The sequence below is a fragment of the Sutterella wadsworthensis genome, from assembly GCF_003315195.1.
Lineage (GTDB): Bacteria > Pseudomonadota > Gammaproteobacteria > Burkholderiales > Burkholderiaceae_F > Sutterella > Sutterella wadsworthensis.
In genome coordinates, this window is sequence record NZ_QNRV01000014.1 from 1 (window position 1) to 14,873 (window position 14,873).

Here is a 14,873-nt window from a genome sequence, read left to right on the forward strand (position 1 = left end):
AACGTCGTCCAGGATCCTTTTATCGCTCTGAGCATTTATCGGGCCCGCAACATTGTCGAACAGAGCTTCCAGCAGTTTAAGAATCAAACTGCTGGGGATCGCCTCTACGCGACCTCAAGCACCTACATGGGCAAGCTGTTTGTCCAGGTATTGGCCCAGTCACTGCGCCTGATGATGCGTATGGCATGTCGACGCAACGAAACGGCAACGAACCGTTTGCCCAACAATTCTTTGACGAAGGCCTTCATGCAGCTGCGTTATCTGAAGGCCAATAAACCATCTGATCGCAACGCTTGGAAAACAAAAGAGATCCCGAAAAAAATCCGAGATCTCTTTACCCTGTTAGGTTTACCCTTGCCCCCGCGGGTGTTCCGGGACTAGGTGCATCCCCGGGAGTTTGGGATTCAGCGCGGCAAGGATCTTTGCTGCCGGGAGCCCGTCAACAATGGGATCCGGCAGGGTTTTATGCCCTTCAGCCGCGCAGCGCCTTGAATGCGGTGCGGCCCGGATAGACGGCGGCACCGGCAAGGTGCTCTTCAATGCGCAGCAGCTGGTTGTACTTAGCCATGCGGTCCGAGCGGCTCATCGAGCCGGTCTTGATCTGACCCGCATTGAGACCCACGGCGATATCCGCGATCGTGCTGTCTTCCGTTTCGCCGGAGCGGTGCGAAATGACGGCCGTGTAAGCCGCGCACTTGGCCATATTGACGGCTTCGAACGTCTCCGAAAGCGTGCCGATCTGATTGACCTTCACCAGAATTGAATTGGCGATGCCGCGCTCAATCCCTTCCTTGAGGATCTTGGGGTTGGTGACGAACAGATCGTCACCCACGAGCTGAATGCGGTCGCCGAGCGCAGCCGTCAGCTTGGCCCAGCCTTCCCAGTCGCCCTCGGCCATGCCGTCCTCAATCGAGACGATCGGGTAGCGGCCGCACCAGTCGGCAAGCACACCGATCCAATCTTCAGCGGTAAGCGAATCGCCCGTGGACTTCTTCATCACATAGCGGCCGTTGTCGAAGAATTCCGACGAAGCGCAGTCGAGTGCGAGACAGACATCGCGTCCCGGCTCGTAGCCGGCGGCGGCGATGGCGTCCAGAATCAGATCGAGCGCTTCTTCGTGCGACTCGATCACCGGAGCGAAACCGCCTTCATCGCCGACAGCCGTAGACAAGCCGCGGGCATTGACGAGCTTCTTGAGCGCCTGGAAGGTTTCAGCGCCGCAACGCAGCGCTTCACGGAACGTCGGAGCGCCGACCGGCACAATCATGAATTCCTGCAGGTCGAGGTTGTTGTTGGCATGCGCGCCGCCATTGATGACGTTCATCATCGGAACGGGCAGCGTTACGGCCCCCATGCCGCCGAAGTAGCGGTAGAGCGGCAGACCGGTTTCCTGAGCGGCAGCGCGCGCCACGGCCATGGAGACTGCGAGCATCGCATTGGCGCCGAGACGGCTCTTGTTTTCCGTGCCGTCCAGATCAATCATCAGGCGGTCAATGTAGACCTGATCGGACGCTTCTGCGCCGAGCACGGCATTGGCGATTTCGCCCGAAACGTTTTCCACGGCCTTGAGAACGCCTTTGCCGCCGAAACGAGCCGGATCCTTGTCGCGGAGTTCAATCGCTTCGCGCACGCCGGTAGAAGCGCCCGAGGGAACCGCCGCCGTTGCGACAACGCCGCTTTCAAGCCAAACTTCCGCTTCAACGGTCGGATTGCCGCGGCTGTCGAGAATCTCACGGCCGATGACATCGATAATGGCGCTCATGTATGTGCCTCTCAGATCTATTTACGAGTGGAAATGATGGTTTGCTTGACGGCGCTATTCAGCCCGTCAGGCTTGGGTTGATAAAGAGCTCTCCGGCACCGCACTCCTTTGGATCAGCGAGCCGGCAGGAAATCAGGACGCAAAGCTCTCTTCAAGGTAGGGATGCGCCTTAACCAGACGATCGATCTCAACGAGCTCAGCAAGGAGTTCCTTCATGCGATTGAGCGGAACGGCATTGGGACCGTCAGAGAGTGCCTCTGCAGGATTCGGATGCGTTTCCATAAAGAACCCCGCAACGCCCACTGCGCAGGCCGCGCGCGCGAGCACCGGAACGAACTGACGCTGACCGCCGGAACTCGTGCCGTTGCCGCCGGGGAGCTGCACGGAATGCGTCGCATCCATGACAACCGGCGCGCCGGTCGCACGCATGATGGCCAGACCGCGCATGTCGCTTACCAGGTTCCCGTAGCCAAAGGACGCTCCGCGTTCGCAGCACATGAAGCGATCGGGATCAAGTCCGGCTTCCTGAGCAGCCGCGCGGGCCTTGGCAATCACGTTCGCCATGTCGCCGGGAGCGAGGAACTGCCCCTTCTTGATATTGACGGGTTTGCCCGACTGCGCACAGGCCCGGATGAAGTCCGTCTGGCGGCAAAGGAAAGCCGGCGTCTGAAGCACATCCACGACCGCCGCGACCGCCGGCACTTCCGCTTCGGTATGCACGTCCGTGAGGACCGGCACGCCTACTTCAGCGCGCACCTTGGCGAGGATCTCGAGCCCCTTTTCCATGCCCAGACCGCGGAAACTCTTTCCGGAGGTGCGGTTGGCCTTGTCGTAGCTGGCCTTGAAGATGTACGGGATACCGAGTTCGGCGGTGATCTCCTTCATCTGATGGGCAATGTCGAGCGCCATCGCTTCGGATTCGATCACGCAGGGACCGGCAATGAGAAAGAACGGACGGCGGTTGCCGACTTCATATCCGCAGAGCTGCAAAGCGCGTCTCCTTGAAGGGTGAATGAATTTCAGAAAAACCGCCCGAGGTTCGGTGGAGAATCCGGGCGGCTTTTTTGTCAGGCGGGTTTTAGGCCTCAGCCTTTTCAGCTTCTTCCGCAGCTTCGCGATGCTTTACAGCAGCTTCAATGTAAGCCTTGAAAAGCGGGTGGCCGAAGCGCGGATTCGAGGTGAATTCCGGATGGAACTGTACCGCGAAGAAGAACGGATGATTGTGGAGCTCCATCATCTCGGGCAAGTGTTCGAGCGGGGTCTTGGCGCTGATGACCATGCCTTTTTCTTCGAACTGCGGGACGTAGGAGTTGTTGACTTCATAACGGTGACGATGGCGTTCGGCCACAACATCGCCGTAAATCTTGTGCGCAAGCGTATTGGGCGCAACCGGCACTTCCTGGCGGCCCAGACGCATCGTACCGCCGAGGTCCGAACTTTCGTCGCGGCGCTGAACCGCACCCGAATGATCCTTCCATTCGGTAAGGAGCGCCACCACGGGGTGAGGCGTGCCGGGATCGAGCTCTGTCGAATTGGCGCCGCCGAGACCGCAGACGTGACGGGCAAATTCGATCACCGCACACTGCATGCCGAGGCAGATGCCGAGGAACGGAATCTTATTGACGCGAGCGTATTCAATCGCCTGAATCATGCCTTCCGTACCGCGCTTGCCGAAGCCCCCCGGCACGAGAATGCCGTCGAGCCCCTTGAGGCAGTCCGTCCCGTTTTCTTCGATCTTGGTCGAGTCAATGAAGCGGATGGAAACTTTGGTGCTCGTATGGATGCCGGCGTGCGTGAGCGCTTCGTTCAAAGACTTGTAGCTGTCGGCGTAATCGACATACTTGCCGACCATGCCGATTGTGACGTTATGGATCGGGTTCTTGAGCTTATGCACGATGTCGGCCCAGGCGGAGAGGTCAGCCGGCTTGGTTTCGAGACCGAGCTTCTTGCAGACGATTTCGTCGAGATGCTGAGCATGGAGCATGAGCGGCACTTCGTAGATGGTCGAAGCATCGGCCACGCTGATCACGTTCTCCATCGGAACATTCGAGAAGAGCGAGATCTTGGCGCGTTCATTCTCGGGAATCATGCATTCGGCGCGGCAGAGCAACACGTCGGGGTAGACGCCTTCTTCGCGCAGCTTCTGCACAGAGTGCTGCGTGGGTTTGGTCTTGAGTTCGCCGGCGGACTTGATCCAGGGGCACAGCGTCAGATGAATGAAGCAGGTGTTGTTGCGGCCCACGCGGAAAGACATCTGGCGGACGGCTTCCACAAACGGCAGCGACTCAATGTCGCCCACCGTACCGCCGATTTCCACGACGCAAACATCGGGCTTGCCGCCGTGGGCAGAAGCCGCACCGCGGGCAATAAATTCCTGAATTTCATTGGTGATATGCGGAATCACCTGCACGGTCTTGCCGAGGTATTCGCCGCGGCGCTCCTTCTTCAGAACGCTCTCGTAGATCTGACCCGACGTGAAGTTGTTGGGCTTATGCATCTTCGAGGAGATGAAGCGCTCATAGTGGCCGAGGTCAAGGTCAGTCTCCGCACCGTCTTCCGTCACGAACACTTCGCCGTGCTGGAAAGGCGACATCGTACCCGGATCCACATTGATGTACGGGTCGAGCTTGATCATCGTAACCTTGAGGCCGCGAGATTCGAGAATGGCCGCAAGCGAAGCTGCGGCAATACCCTTGCCGAGCGAGGACACGACGCCGCCGGTGACAAATACATACTTGGTCATAACCTTCCAACCGATGAGAGAAGACGGAGAGATAAAAAATTTAAAGCGGGCATTATAAGCGGCGGCAAAAAGCTTGCCGCCAATTCACGCAGCGGATCGCTCGCCAAGTATTCCCATGCGTTAGGGATGCACTGCAAGTTAACTTATTATTTTAATGAACTTACTGCGTTTTCTTCGAGCAGATTTTTTCGGACTGCCCGCTGCAGTGTTCTGCTGACCAGAAGAGCATGAAGGCTGAGGCGGCCTAGTCTCAGCCTTTTGAAACGCTCTCCGGACACCCTCATCAGGCGCGAAGCGCTGCCGGCTGCGGCGCCGGCGCTGCATGCCGGCATCCTGAGCAGTTCGAGCAGTCAGCGCGGCGGATCACGCGCTCCGTACCTTCACAATTCCAGCACGGTCCCATGCCTTCCCACTCGGGCTGAACCGTAACGTGGTCGATATTAAAGCGCCCCTTGATGCCTTCGCGAACGGCGTGCAGGATCCGCGGCCAGCACTGGTACGAAGCAATGCGCACGTGGCACTGCAAAGCATCATGCCCCGGGGTAATCGTCCATATATGAAGATCATGAACTTCATCCACACCGGGCACTGAGCGGATGTATTCGCCGACAGCATCAAAGTTCGTTTGTTCAGGCGTGCCGTCAAGCAGAATTCGTACGGATTCGCTGAGCACTTTCCAGGTTGCGCGAAGGAGCAAAAGACCGACAAACATCGAAAGGAGCGGATCGACAATAGCCGGACCGCCCGCCCAAATGATGCCGCCCGCGGCGATAGCCGCCACTGAACCCAGCAGATCTCCGAGCACATGCAGAAGCGCCGCACGCGTATTGACGTTCTGGCGGTCGCGCGACAAGGACCAAGCGACAGCCACGTTGATTAAGAGTCCCGCAAAGGCAATCACCATAACGCTGCCGCCCGCAACGGCTGCCGGCTCACGGATACGTTCAATCGCTTCATAAAAGAGCCAGAAGGTAACGCCTAAAAGCGTCAGACCGTTGACAAAGGCCGCAATCACTTCAACGCGGCCGTGTCCGAAGCTGTGCGCTTCATCGGCACCCTTCATTGCAAGACGATTGGCGACCAGTGCGAACAAGAGACTCATGGAGTCTGTGACCATATGGCCGGCGTCACCGATCAGGGCGAGTGAATTCGCCCACCAGCCGCCGACCAACTCAATAACCGAGAAGCTCAGCGTGAGGAGCACGGCAAAGCCAAGAACCGACAGACGGGTCTTCTCGGCAGCGTGCGAACGCGGGCTGTCTCCTTCCCCATGACTGAAGAATTCGCTCGGAGATTCCAAGGCCGTGGGATTGTTTGTGTCCGCTTCCAGAATTGCTTCGTTCTGAATGCCTGCGGTCGCCGGCGTTTGGGTTTCGATCTTCGTCATATGCGTCTCTCCCTCGGAGAGCAGTCAATATATTTTTGCGGCTTTGTCCTTCAGTTCTTCCTTAACAAATGAGAATCACTGCCATTCTGTAATCCCCATAGCGGAACGGCTCCGTTTCCCAAGGCGGGAACGGAGCCGTTTTTGAACGCGATGCAGTTTAGCGCGAAGTGAAACCTCAGGCTAAATTGAATTGCAAGAATTTATTTCACGTAAATGAAATTAATTCGCATTCTTTCCGAGCAGCGGCGTCATGTCGGTGCCGGCAAGGAGGCCTTCCTTCGAGTAGATGCCAAGCTTCTGACGCGTATCGACGATGTCGAGGTTGCGCATCGTAAGCTGACCAATACGGTCTTCGGCGGAGAACATCGAATCGCCCTTTTCCATCGTCAGGCGTTCGGGTTCATACGTGAGGTTCGGGCTTACGGTGTTCATGATCGAATAATCGTTGCCGCGGCGCAGTTCGAGCGTGACTTCACCGGTAATGGCGGAAGCAACCCAGCGCATGGCGCTTTCGCGGAGCATGATCGCCTGGCTGTCGAACCAACGGCCCTGATAGAGATAGCGGCCGAGCTTGATGCCGTTGATGCGGTACTGCTCGATCGTATCTTCATTGTGAATACCGGTGACGAGACGTTCGTAGCAGATGAAGAGCAGCGCCATGCCCGGGGCTTCGTAAATGCCGCGGCTCTTGGCTTCAATGATGCGGTTTTCGATCTGATCGGACATACCGAGACCATGACGGCCGCCGATGCGGTTGGCTTCCATCATGAGGGCAACCGGATCGCTGAACGTCTTGTCGTTAATCGCAACCGGCACGCCGTCCTTGAAGGAGACCTTGACGAGTTCGGGTTCAATCTTGACGTCGTCGCGCCAGAAGGCCACGCCCATAATCGGATCGACGATCTTGACGTTGGAGTCGAGATGTTCGAGATCCTTGGCTTCATGAGTGGCGCCGAGCATGTTGGAGTCGGTCGAATAGGCCTTCTCAGCGCTCATGCGGTAGTTAAAGCCTTCTTTCTGCAGGAAGGCGGACATTTCAGCGCGGCCGCCGAGTTCCTTGATGAAGGTAACGTCGAGCCAGGGCTTGTAGATTTTCAGGCTCGGATTGGCCAGCAGACCGTAGCGGTAGAAGCGCTCAATGTCGTTGCCCTTATAGGTCGAACCGTCACCCCAGATGTTCACGCCGTCTTCACGCATGGCGGCAACGAGCATCGTACCCGTTACAGCGCGGCCGAGCGGCGTGGTGTTGAAGTAGAGCTGACCGCCCGTCGAAATATGGAAAGCACCGGACTGAATAGCGGCGATGCCTTCGTTCACAAGCTGCGCACGGCAGTCGATCAGACGGGCTTTTTCGGCGCCGTATTCCATTGCACGGCGGGGAATTGCTTCGTAATCGGTCTCATCGGGCTGAGCAAGGTTGGCCGTATAGGCATAGGGAAGCGCGCCCTTGGTCTTCATCCAGCGCAGCGCGCAGCTCGTATCGAGGCCGCCAGAGAACGCGATACCGACCTTTTCGCCAACCGGCACGCTTTGCAGAATCGTTTGAGACATGTTCTTCTTAACCCGTAGAGAAATCTGTTCGTATTCAACCCGAATTCGGGACGGACACATTATGTGCAGGCTTTTCGTGAAAAAACATCCCAGAAAACCTGACGCACGCCTTTCTTACACGGCCGCAAAGTCGATAAGGCATATACCCTACCTCACTTGTGCGAATGTCCGTGATTTGTCGACAATTATGTGCACCCAAGGCGACGGATGCCGGGCATTTTTAACGCATTCGGGCGAATGATTTTTGCTGCGTTTGGAGTCGGCTGCGCCCAACTTCAAAAGAGCCGTTTGAGCGCTGTCTGCAGAGCGGGCAGCACCTTGCGGTCATTAGGCCGATTCAAAAACGCTGCCAGTTGATCCGCCGGCACAAGACTCACCGCCTGACTCTCCCATCCCATATCAGCAGGCGTTCCCGCCGCCCGAAACGCAAGGTAGTAGCGCGTGATGGTTTTGGTGCGTTCAATGTCACAGAGCCATTCAAGCGGCCGAGCATCCAATCCGCTTTCCTCCCAGCCTTCTTTCACGGCATTTGCCGCGAGGGTCAGCCCGGGCTCCAACCGACCTTTGGGAAAAGTCGCCTCCACTCCGCCGAATTGATTGGTCGGGTGGACCAGCCAGATACGCCGATCGGGTTCAATGATGACAAGGCCGCTCGTTCGGCGCTTATCCGTTGCCGGGAAAGGCGGCTCCGCTACGGCCGGCAGTTCATGCGCAAAGCGCACCCAATCCAAGCATTCAAACGGCGCATGCGTGAGTGCAATGCCGTTAAGCACGGCTGGAAGAAGCGTCGGATCGGTTATGGAGAAAGTAGCTGCTGCCCCAGAATCGCCCCAAGCAGAGACATGACTCGATCTTGTCGGACGAGACACGGCGACGGGTTCGCCGTTTTCATCAAGCTGAGGATGAAAAATCGTCATCGTTGTTTTTTTTCATTAAGCCCACTGCTGAGCGGGCGGCCGAGCTGCGGAGACGGATGACGTGCGGTTGTTTTGGCCGCGCGAAAGATGAAATATTTGATTGTGCACGTCTGAATGTATTTGCACATCAGTATCAACACTAAGTTCGTGCACGCCACCATTATCAGGTCAATGGATTACGTCGCAACCCCCTACTTTTGAATCAGCCGTCATACACTTCAAAAACCAACAGATGGGCTTTCGGTAAACGAAATATCTTTAGCGTTAATCCCTTTTCCTGTCACTGCGCTCAGGACCAAGAGCGGCATTGACGGGGCGCTGCGGATACAAACCGGACCGTGAGTTTGTCAGGACCAATCGGCAGTAAAGGGCGGCGCCTAGTGAGGCGCCGCCCGCTGCTGCCTATAAAAGTACGGCGCCTCAAACCCAATGGAAGCGCCGCCAAAACCACATAGGAGCAATCTTCATGTTCAAGCAAACGCTTCTCGCGCTCTCTTTGGCTGCCGCCTCGACCGCTGCGCTCGCTCTGCCCAATATCGCCGTTCTCGCCACGGGCGGCACGATTGCCGGCGCCGGCGCATCTTCGACCGGCTCGGCCTACAAGGCCGGTGCGGTGTCGGTGAACCACCTCGTGGACGCTGTTCCGCAGCTCGCCAAGATTGCGAACGTGACGCCTATCCAGGTGACCAATATTGGCTCTCAGGATATGTCTGACGAAGTTTGGCTCAAACTCGCCAAGACGCTTGCGAGCGACTGCGGCAAATATGACGGGTTCGTCATCACGCACGGCACCGATACGATGGAAGAAACCGCCTACTTCCTGCAGCTCACCACGGCCTGCAAGAAGCCTGTGGTTTTGGTTGGCGCCATGCTCCCTTCCACCGGTCTTTCTGCTGACGGTCCGCGCAACCTCTACAACGCCGTACTGACGGCTGCCACGCCTGACACGGCTAAACAGGGCGTCGTCGTTGCAATGGACAATGTTGTCATCGGCGCCCGCGACGTCTTTAAGTCAAATACCACGCAGCCTGAAACGTTCCAAGCCATGAACTTCGGCAAAGTGGGCTGGATCTTCAACGACAAGGTCACCTATGAAGCCGCCGGTCTGCGCGCTCAGCTCAAAGCGCCGTTTGACGTGACGAAGCTCGATCAGCTGCCCAAAGTCGGCATCGTCTACAACCACGCCGGCGTCGAGGGCTATCAGGCTGAAGCACTCGTGAAGGCGGGCTACAAAGGCATCGTCTCTGCGGGCGTCGGCAACGGCAACATCCACAAGGCTGTCTGGCCGGTCCTTGAAAAGGCTGCGCAGGACGGCCTAGTGGTGGTTCGTGCTTCGCGTGTGCCGACCGGCTCTGCAACGAAGGATGCTGAAGTCGACGACGAGAAGATGCATTGGGTTGCCGCTCAGTCCCTTAATCCCCAGAAGGCTCGCGTCCTTCTCCAGCTCTCGCTCACGAAGACCGCCGACTGGAAGGAAGTTCAGCAGTACTTTGACAAGTACTAATCTCCCTCAAAAAAAGAGCATCCTGCCGACAGCGGGATGCTCTTCAAAGAACCTTCACGGCCGCCGATGCTCTGCGCACGGGCGGCCGTTTTGCATAACCGCTGCCAAGGCGCCAATCAAAGGAGCTCGTAGGTCGACGACTGAATCGGCAGATTGAGATTGGGCAGTACCCGTTCGAGCAGAATGCCTTCGCGATTGTCGCCCTGATAGCCGAAAGTCGCGCGAATGCCCTGCAAAATGAACTGGGCCGCTCGGTCAAGCGCAACCGGAAGGCTGTCACCCTGCAGAAGCGCCCCGGTGACGACGCTCGTAAAGGCATCGCCCGTACCCGGATAATGGGCCGGAAGGTAAGGGCACGTGACCTTCCACGCCCGGCCGTCGGAGCGGCTGGACGCAACAACCGAGGTCAGATCCGGCCGGCCGACGACCGGCACGCCGGTAATGATCACCGTATCGGGCCCCTGAGCGGAAAGCGCCTTAAGGGCTTCCTTTAAAAGTTCGTCCGAACACTCATGCTGATAAGGGCGATCGAGCAGCGCAAAGAGTTCTGTCAGATTGGGCGTCAGCACATCCGCACGCCGCGCCAGAACGCGCATTTCAAGCACCATCTCCTTGGTCATTCCGGCATAAAGTCGGCCGTTGTCCCCCAAAACCGGGTCGACAACAATAAGCGTGTCCTCACGGCGGAAATCATCAATGAAACCCGAAACGATCTGAATCTGCCTGGGCGAACCCAGGTAGCCCGTGTATATCGCATCAAACTCGATTTCGAGCTTCTTCCAGCCGGCAATCATTTTCGGCATCTCGTCGGTCAGATCGAGAAAACTGTATTCCGGATACTGCGTATGGTTGGAAAGAATGGCCGTCGGCAGCGGACAGACATCAAATCCCATTGTTGAAAGAATCGGGATCACGACCATCAAACTCACACGCCCAACCCCCGAAAGGTCATGAACGGCGGCAATTCTGCGGGTACTTTTGCGGGCGGGAGTCATTCGATCACACAATGAAATGGACAGGTCGGGGTTTACCTAAAATCGTCTTAATAAGAAACCGTATTAAATCTCTGCGGTTCCCCTAACCCATTACAAAACAGACTGATGGGTTAGATTTTACACCAGGCAAAGATTGACCAAAAGCAACTTCTCAAACTACATGAAATCCCTCATACTTCAACGCCTGACGAATAATGCCCCTGTCAAGAAACTCTGAATAAGCACAACTACACGCTCGCAAAATATCAAAAATGAGTCCAACTGCCGCTGCAGACTTTGACTTAACCTCTCCTGTCGAAAGTACACTGCATCATTTTTTTAGGCATTTTGAAATAGTCATATTTGTTATATTTCAAATAGATGATAATTTACTGAGTGCTCTTGAGATTTAAATTTACTTTCACTGCTATAAAGTTTATGACTTCCTAGAAGGATGCTCGTACCATAGTTATGTCTCTCCTTTTGTGTGACTTAACCGGCACATCACGAATATTACGAGGCCAACGTCTTCCCGAGCACTCTGGCGTGAATAAACCCTCCTATATGAATGGTTGCCGGTATTTTTTTGCCACCAATAGAAGAACACTGATTTTATGAATTTGCCGTAATTATCTGGTTATTGAACTTTACGCAGTTTATTCGTTCCGACCAATCGTAAACAGAATTTGAGCGTATGAATCGCCCATTGGATGACGAAGGCATCAGAACGGATGGACCGTATCGAAATAGATTGTATGCATGGGTTTTTCTGAGTCTGTGGCAAGCGGACGTGCGAAATGTTGGGTATCGCACGTCCGCCGCCCAGCTTCCTCGCTAAGAGCGTTAGACGTCGGTATGAGGTGCTCCACTTGCCGTACGTTTAACGCTCATTTTTTGTGCAGTTCAATATTGAATACACTCATAAACGGCACAGAAAGCGTTTCTCAGAATGGCTTTATGGCAGTTTTTTTCAACTGCCGTTAGGCTTAAAAGCACTTTTCCTTTATGCAGTTGTGAGCCGCCATGCCCAAACTTAAATTTGCCGACGATCTGCCGCAGCCAGCTTCGGTCAATGCGCCGCTTCAATGCCAAATCTGCTTTGAATCACCTGCCGAGACGGCAGCTGAAGCGACCCCGGAGGAACCGTCTCTCTTTGCTGAGTGCGACAACACGAACGAACGGGATCAGCAGGCTGCCCCTCAGCAGCAAGCCCATTGCCCTCCGGCAAAAACGGCTTTGTCCGATCACGGCCGGCAGCGCTACTCACTCGAAAAAAGCGGGAAGCACTTGAGCTCTTCAATCGAGGCTACGGCTATAAGCGTGCAAGCATTGTGCTCGGCGTGCCGGCTTATACCGTACGCGACTGGAACCGCCTTTATAAGGAGAATCGATTCCTGCAGAGCGGCAGCACTCTGGACACGAAATCGCTCTGGGAAGAAACAGCCGATGAAGGCTGATGGAGCTTCAGCTTAAGAGCTCCCAAGCGGTCTTCACAAAAAGCACCGCCAGCACAGCGCCGATGATCGGCCGAACAATTTTGGTGCCGTTTTGAAGCACTAACCCGGCGCCAATGTAATGACCGGCAATGCCGAAGATCCCTGCGGTCAGACCAAGAAGCCAAATCACTTCACCAGAAAGCGCAAACGTTGCAAATGCTGCGATATTGCTCGCGAGGTTCACCGCCTTCATGGTCCCAGAGGCCGACCGCACGCCCATTTTTGCCCAAAGCGTAAAAGCGAGCAGCATAAAGGTGCCGGCTCCGGGCCCGTAGAACCCATCATAGACGCCGCAGATGAGCGACGAGATGCAGAGAATGACAAGCTGCTTTCGCGCAGTGATAATCCCTTCGTCATTAGACATCACCGCCCGCTTTGAAAGCACAAAAAAGGCAGCAATCGGCAGCAGTCCCACGAGAATGAGTTCAAAGACACGCTCGGGCACCAGCAGCGCCAGATGCGCACCGGCAGCACTGCCCAAAAGCGAACACACAATGGCCGGCAGGGATTTGCGGATATTGAGAAATCCCGCACGCCAAAGCCGAAAGGCCGAAACCACTGTTCCCATGGCGCTCGAAAGCTTGTTGGTACCCAGCGCCAAATGTGCCGGCACGCCGGCAATGAGATAAGCCGGCAGCGCAATCAGACCGCCGCCGCCCGCCACGGCATCAACGAGGCCGCCCAAAAAAACGAGCGGACAAACGATGAGAAAAGTAATGAGATCGAGCTCCATGGCGGCGGATTCCCAGTATTTGGAAAGATTTGATCATAACCACTCCCAAACACCCCTCCATACACGTTTGGACTTACTGCATCCGCACCAGCTCAAATCCGTTGAATGTCTCTTCGCGCGGGCTTCATTCCATCGTCGGATATTTAAAAAAACAATCTTCGCAGCCCGCTCATCCGGGCATGATCTCTGCCGAAATTGATGCTGCCCGCCAGGCCAAAAGTAATCACATATTCATCAACATATTGTTATTGATAAATATTTAGGGAATTTCCGGGGAAGAATCGTTGACCGGAAAAGCAATTAATGATGCATTCATGAGGACTTTGTTTAAGCCCGAGATTAAAACTTTTAATAACGAGCGGATTCTTTCGAGTTCCTCTTCCGCCGCAGCCTTCAGCGCTGCGTCGGTTGGGGCTCCAGCAGCAAAGGTGTTCATCATGAAGCCTCCCGGCCATGAAAGCGAAAAACACAAACTTGGGCTTATCGTCTGCATCGGCATTGTTGCCGGCAACATGATCGAGGGAATTGCCCTGCTGCCAGCCAACCTCGCCTCGATCGGTTCCATCTCTCTTATCGGCTGGATCATCGTAGTCATCGGCGCAATGTCGCTGGCCTACGTCTACGCCAGACTCTCCACCGTCAATCCGCAAAGCGGCGGTCCTGTCGCCTACGCCGGCGAAGTCAGCACCGCCTTCGGCTTTCAATCGAGCATTCTTTACTACAACGCCAACTGGGTTGGAAACCTAGCCATCGGCGTGACAGCGGTTTCTTATTTGTCGATGTTCTTTCCTGCCCTGCAGGAACCGATTCCCGCCGGTCTGGTCTGCATCGCCATCGTCTGGATCTTTACCATCCTCAACTTCATGGGCGGATCCTTTATCGGCCGCATGGCGACCATTGGTCTTGTCGCCATGCTGCTTCCGGTGGCCGGCACAGCAATCTTCGGCTGGTTCTGGTTTGATCCCCAAACCTACACCGCCAATTGGAATACTTCAGGCGCCGCCGATTCCGAAGCGGTCATCCGCAGCGTACTGCTCTGCCTCTGGGCATTCATCGGCATCGAATCGGCCTCCGTATCCACCGGTCTGGTGAAAAATCCCCGAAAAACGGTGCCGCTTGCGACATTGCTGGGAACGGGACTGGCCGGCATTGTTTATGTTCTGAGCTTTCAAGCTATTGCCGGCATGTTCCCTGCGGATGTCATTGCTAAATCCGGCGCGCCATTCGCAGCGAGCGTTGCACTCATGGTGGGTGACTGGGCTGCTCCGGTTGTTGCCGCATGCACCGTGATTGCCTGCCTGACTTCTCTGGGCTCATGGATGCTTCTGGTGACTCAAGCCGGCGCTCGAGCTGCCCGAGACGGGCACTTTCCCAAAATCTATGGTGAACTGGATCATCGGGGCATGCCGCGCAAAGGCCTCATTTTGGCTGCCAGTCAAATGACGGGGCTGATGCTCCTCATCACTGCACTCAATGCCAAGGGCGGCTCCGCAGCCTCGCTTTTTGAGATGATCACCGAGATTGCCGTCTTGCTGACGATGCTCCCTTATTTCTACAGCTGCATTGATCTGCTTCGCATTGAAAGCACCTCGCGGCAGGGGCGTTTGTCCTGCATCGCAGCGGTTCTGGGCTGCGGATTCTGCTTCATAGCGCTTGCCGGTGCAGGCGCAACAAACCTGATGCTCACCATCGGCGTGAGCTTGGTCGTGATGATGATCTACTCGTGGCGGATGGGAACGGTCCAAGCCAACCGCCTGAGTTTCGCAGCTCAGCCTATATCATCATCGGCTGCCGGCTCTTAATGCT

Annotated in this window: 12 protein-coding genes and 1 pseudogene; 4 read left to right on the forward strand and 9 right to left on the reverse strand. The window is 55.9% G+C overall.

What is annotated here, in order from left to right; genetic code table 11:
• A pseudogene (locus DES29_RS12475) lies at positions 1-381 on the forward strand (IS1634 family transposase); the annotation flags it as partial.
• Between the two features lie 91 nt (positions 382-472).
• Here DES29_RS12475 and eno read toward each other — a convergent pair.
• From eno to DES29_RS06950, 6 genes are all read right to left on the reverse strand, one after another.
• Positions 473-1,762, reverse strand: a complete 1,290-nt coding sequence (eno, locus tag DES29_RS06925; RefSeq protein ID WP_005431910.1) for a phosphopyruvate hydratase — start codon at positions 1,760-1,762, stop codon at positions 473-475.
• A gap of 132 nt (positions 1,763-1,894) precedes the next feature.
• A complete protein-coding gene (gene kdsA, locus DES29_RS06930; protein ID WP_005431909.1) occupies positions 1,895-2,752 on the reverse strand; it encodes a 3-deoxy-8-phosphooctulonate synthase in 858 nt (285 codons plus the stop codon).
• A gap of 88 nt (positions 2,753-2,840) precedes the next feature.
• A complete protein-coding gene (gene pyrG, locus DES29_RS06935) occupies positions 2,841-4,505 on the reverse strand; it encodes a CTP synthase (protein WP_016474864.1) in 1,665 nt (554 codons plus the stop codon).
• Between the two features lie 283 nt (positions 4,506-4,788).
• Positions 4,789-5,892, reverse strand: coding sequence for a cation diffusion facilitator family transporter (locus DES29_RS06940; protein ID WP_005431907.1), 1,104 nt, complete (start codon positions 5,890-5,892; stop codon positions 4,789-4,791).
• 219 nt (positions 5,893-6,111) lie between these two features.
• Positions 6,112-7,443 (reverse strand): argininosuccinate synthase, encoded by a 1,332-nt coding sequence (gene argG / locus DES29_RS06945; protein ID WP_005431906.1) that lies wholly within the window; start codon positions 7,441-7,443, stop codon positions 6,112-6,114.
• 275 nt (positions 7,444-7,718) lie between these two features.
• The gene (locus DES29_RS06950) at positions 7,719-8,360 is read right to left on the reverse strand and encodes an NUDIX hydrolase (RefSeq protein ID WP_021995844.1); all 642 of its coding nucleotides are present in this window, start codon (positions 8,358-8,360) and stop codon (positions 7,719-7,721) included.
• A gap of 466 nt (positions 8,361-8,826) precedes the next feature.
• Between DES29_RS06950 and ansB the strand changes: the two genes are divergently transcribed.
• Positions 8,827-9,864, forward strand: coding sequence for an L-asparaginase 2 (gene ansB, locus DES29_RS06955; RefSeq protein WP_021995843.1), 1,038 nt, complete (start codon positions 8,827-8,829; stop codon positions 9,862-9,864).
• Between the two features lie 116 nt (positions 9,865-9,980).
• Here ansB and DES29_RS06960 read toward each other — a convergent pair whose 3' ends face one another.
• Positions 9,981-10,859, reverse strand: coding sequence for a pyridoxamine kinase (locus DES29_RS06960; protein WP_021995842.1), 879 nt, complete (start codon positions 10,857-10,859; stop codon positions 9,981-9,983).
• 1,193 nt (positions 10,860-12,052) lie between these two features.
• Here DES29_RS06960 and DES29_RS12615 point away from each other — a divergent pair.
• The gene (locus tag DES29_RS12615; protein WP_236578893.1) at positions 12,053-12,295 is read left to right on the forward strand and encodes a hypothetical protein; all 243 of its coding nucleotides are present in this window, start codon (positions 12,053-12,055) and stop codon (positions 12,293-12,295) included.
• A gap of 7 nt (positions 12,296-12,302) precedes the next feature.
• Here the strand turns inward: DES29_RS12615 and DES29_RS06970 are convergent, their stop codons facing one another.
• Both DES29_RS06970 and DES29_RS12370 read right to left on the reverse strand, forming a co-directional pair.
• On the reverse strand, positions 12,303-13,067 hold the full coding sequence (locus DES29_RS06970; RefSeq protein ID WP_021995840.1) for a sulfite exporter TauE/SafE family protein: 765 nt from the start codon (positions 13,065-13,067) through the stop codon (positions 12,303-12,305).
• A 259-nt stretch (positions 13,068-13,326) separates the two neighbouring features.
• Positions 13,327-13,506: a hypothetical protein gene (locus DES29_RS12370; RefSeq protein ID WP_147145884.1), complete on the reverse strand. Its 180-nt coding sequence runs from the start codon at positions 13,504-13,506 to the stop codon at positions 13,327-13,329.
• On the opposite strand from DES29_RS12370, the gene cadB reads away from it, so the two are divergent.
• Positions 13,505-14,869 (forward strand): cadaverine/lysine antiporter, encoded by a 1,365-nt coding sequence (gene cadB, locus DES29_RS06975; protein WP_021995838.1) that lies wholly within the window; start codon positions 13,505-13,507, stop codon positions 14,867-14,869. The two genes, DES29_RS12370 and cadB, sit on opposite strands and share 2 nt — an antisense overlap.
• Positions 14,870-14,873 lie beyond the last annotated feature (4 nt).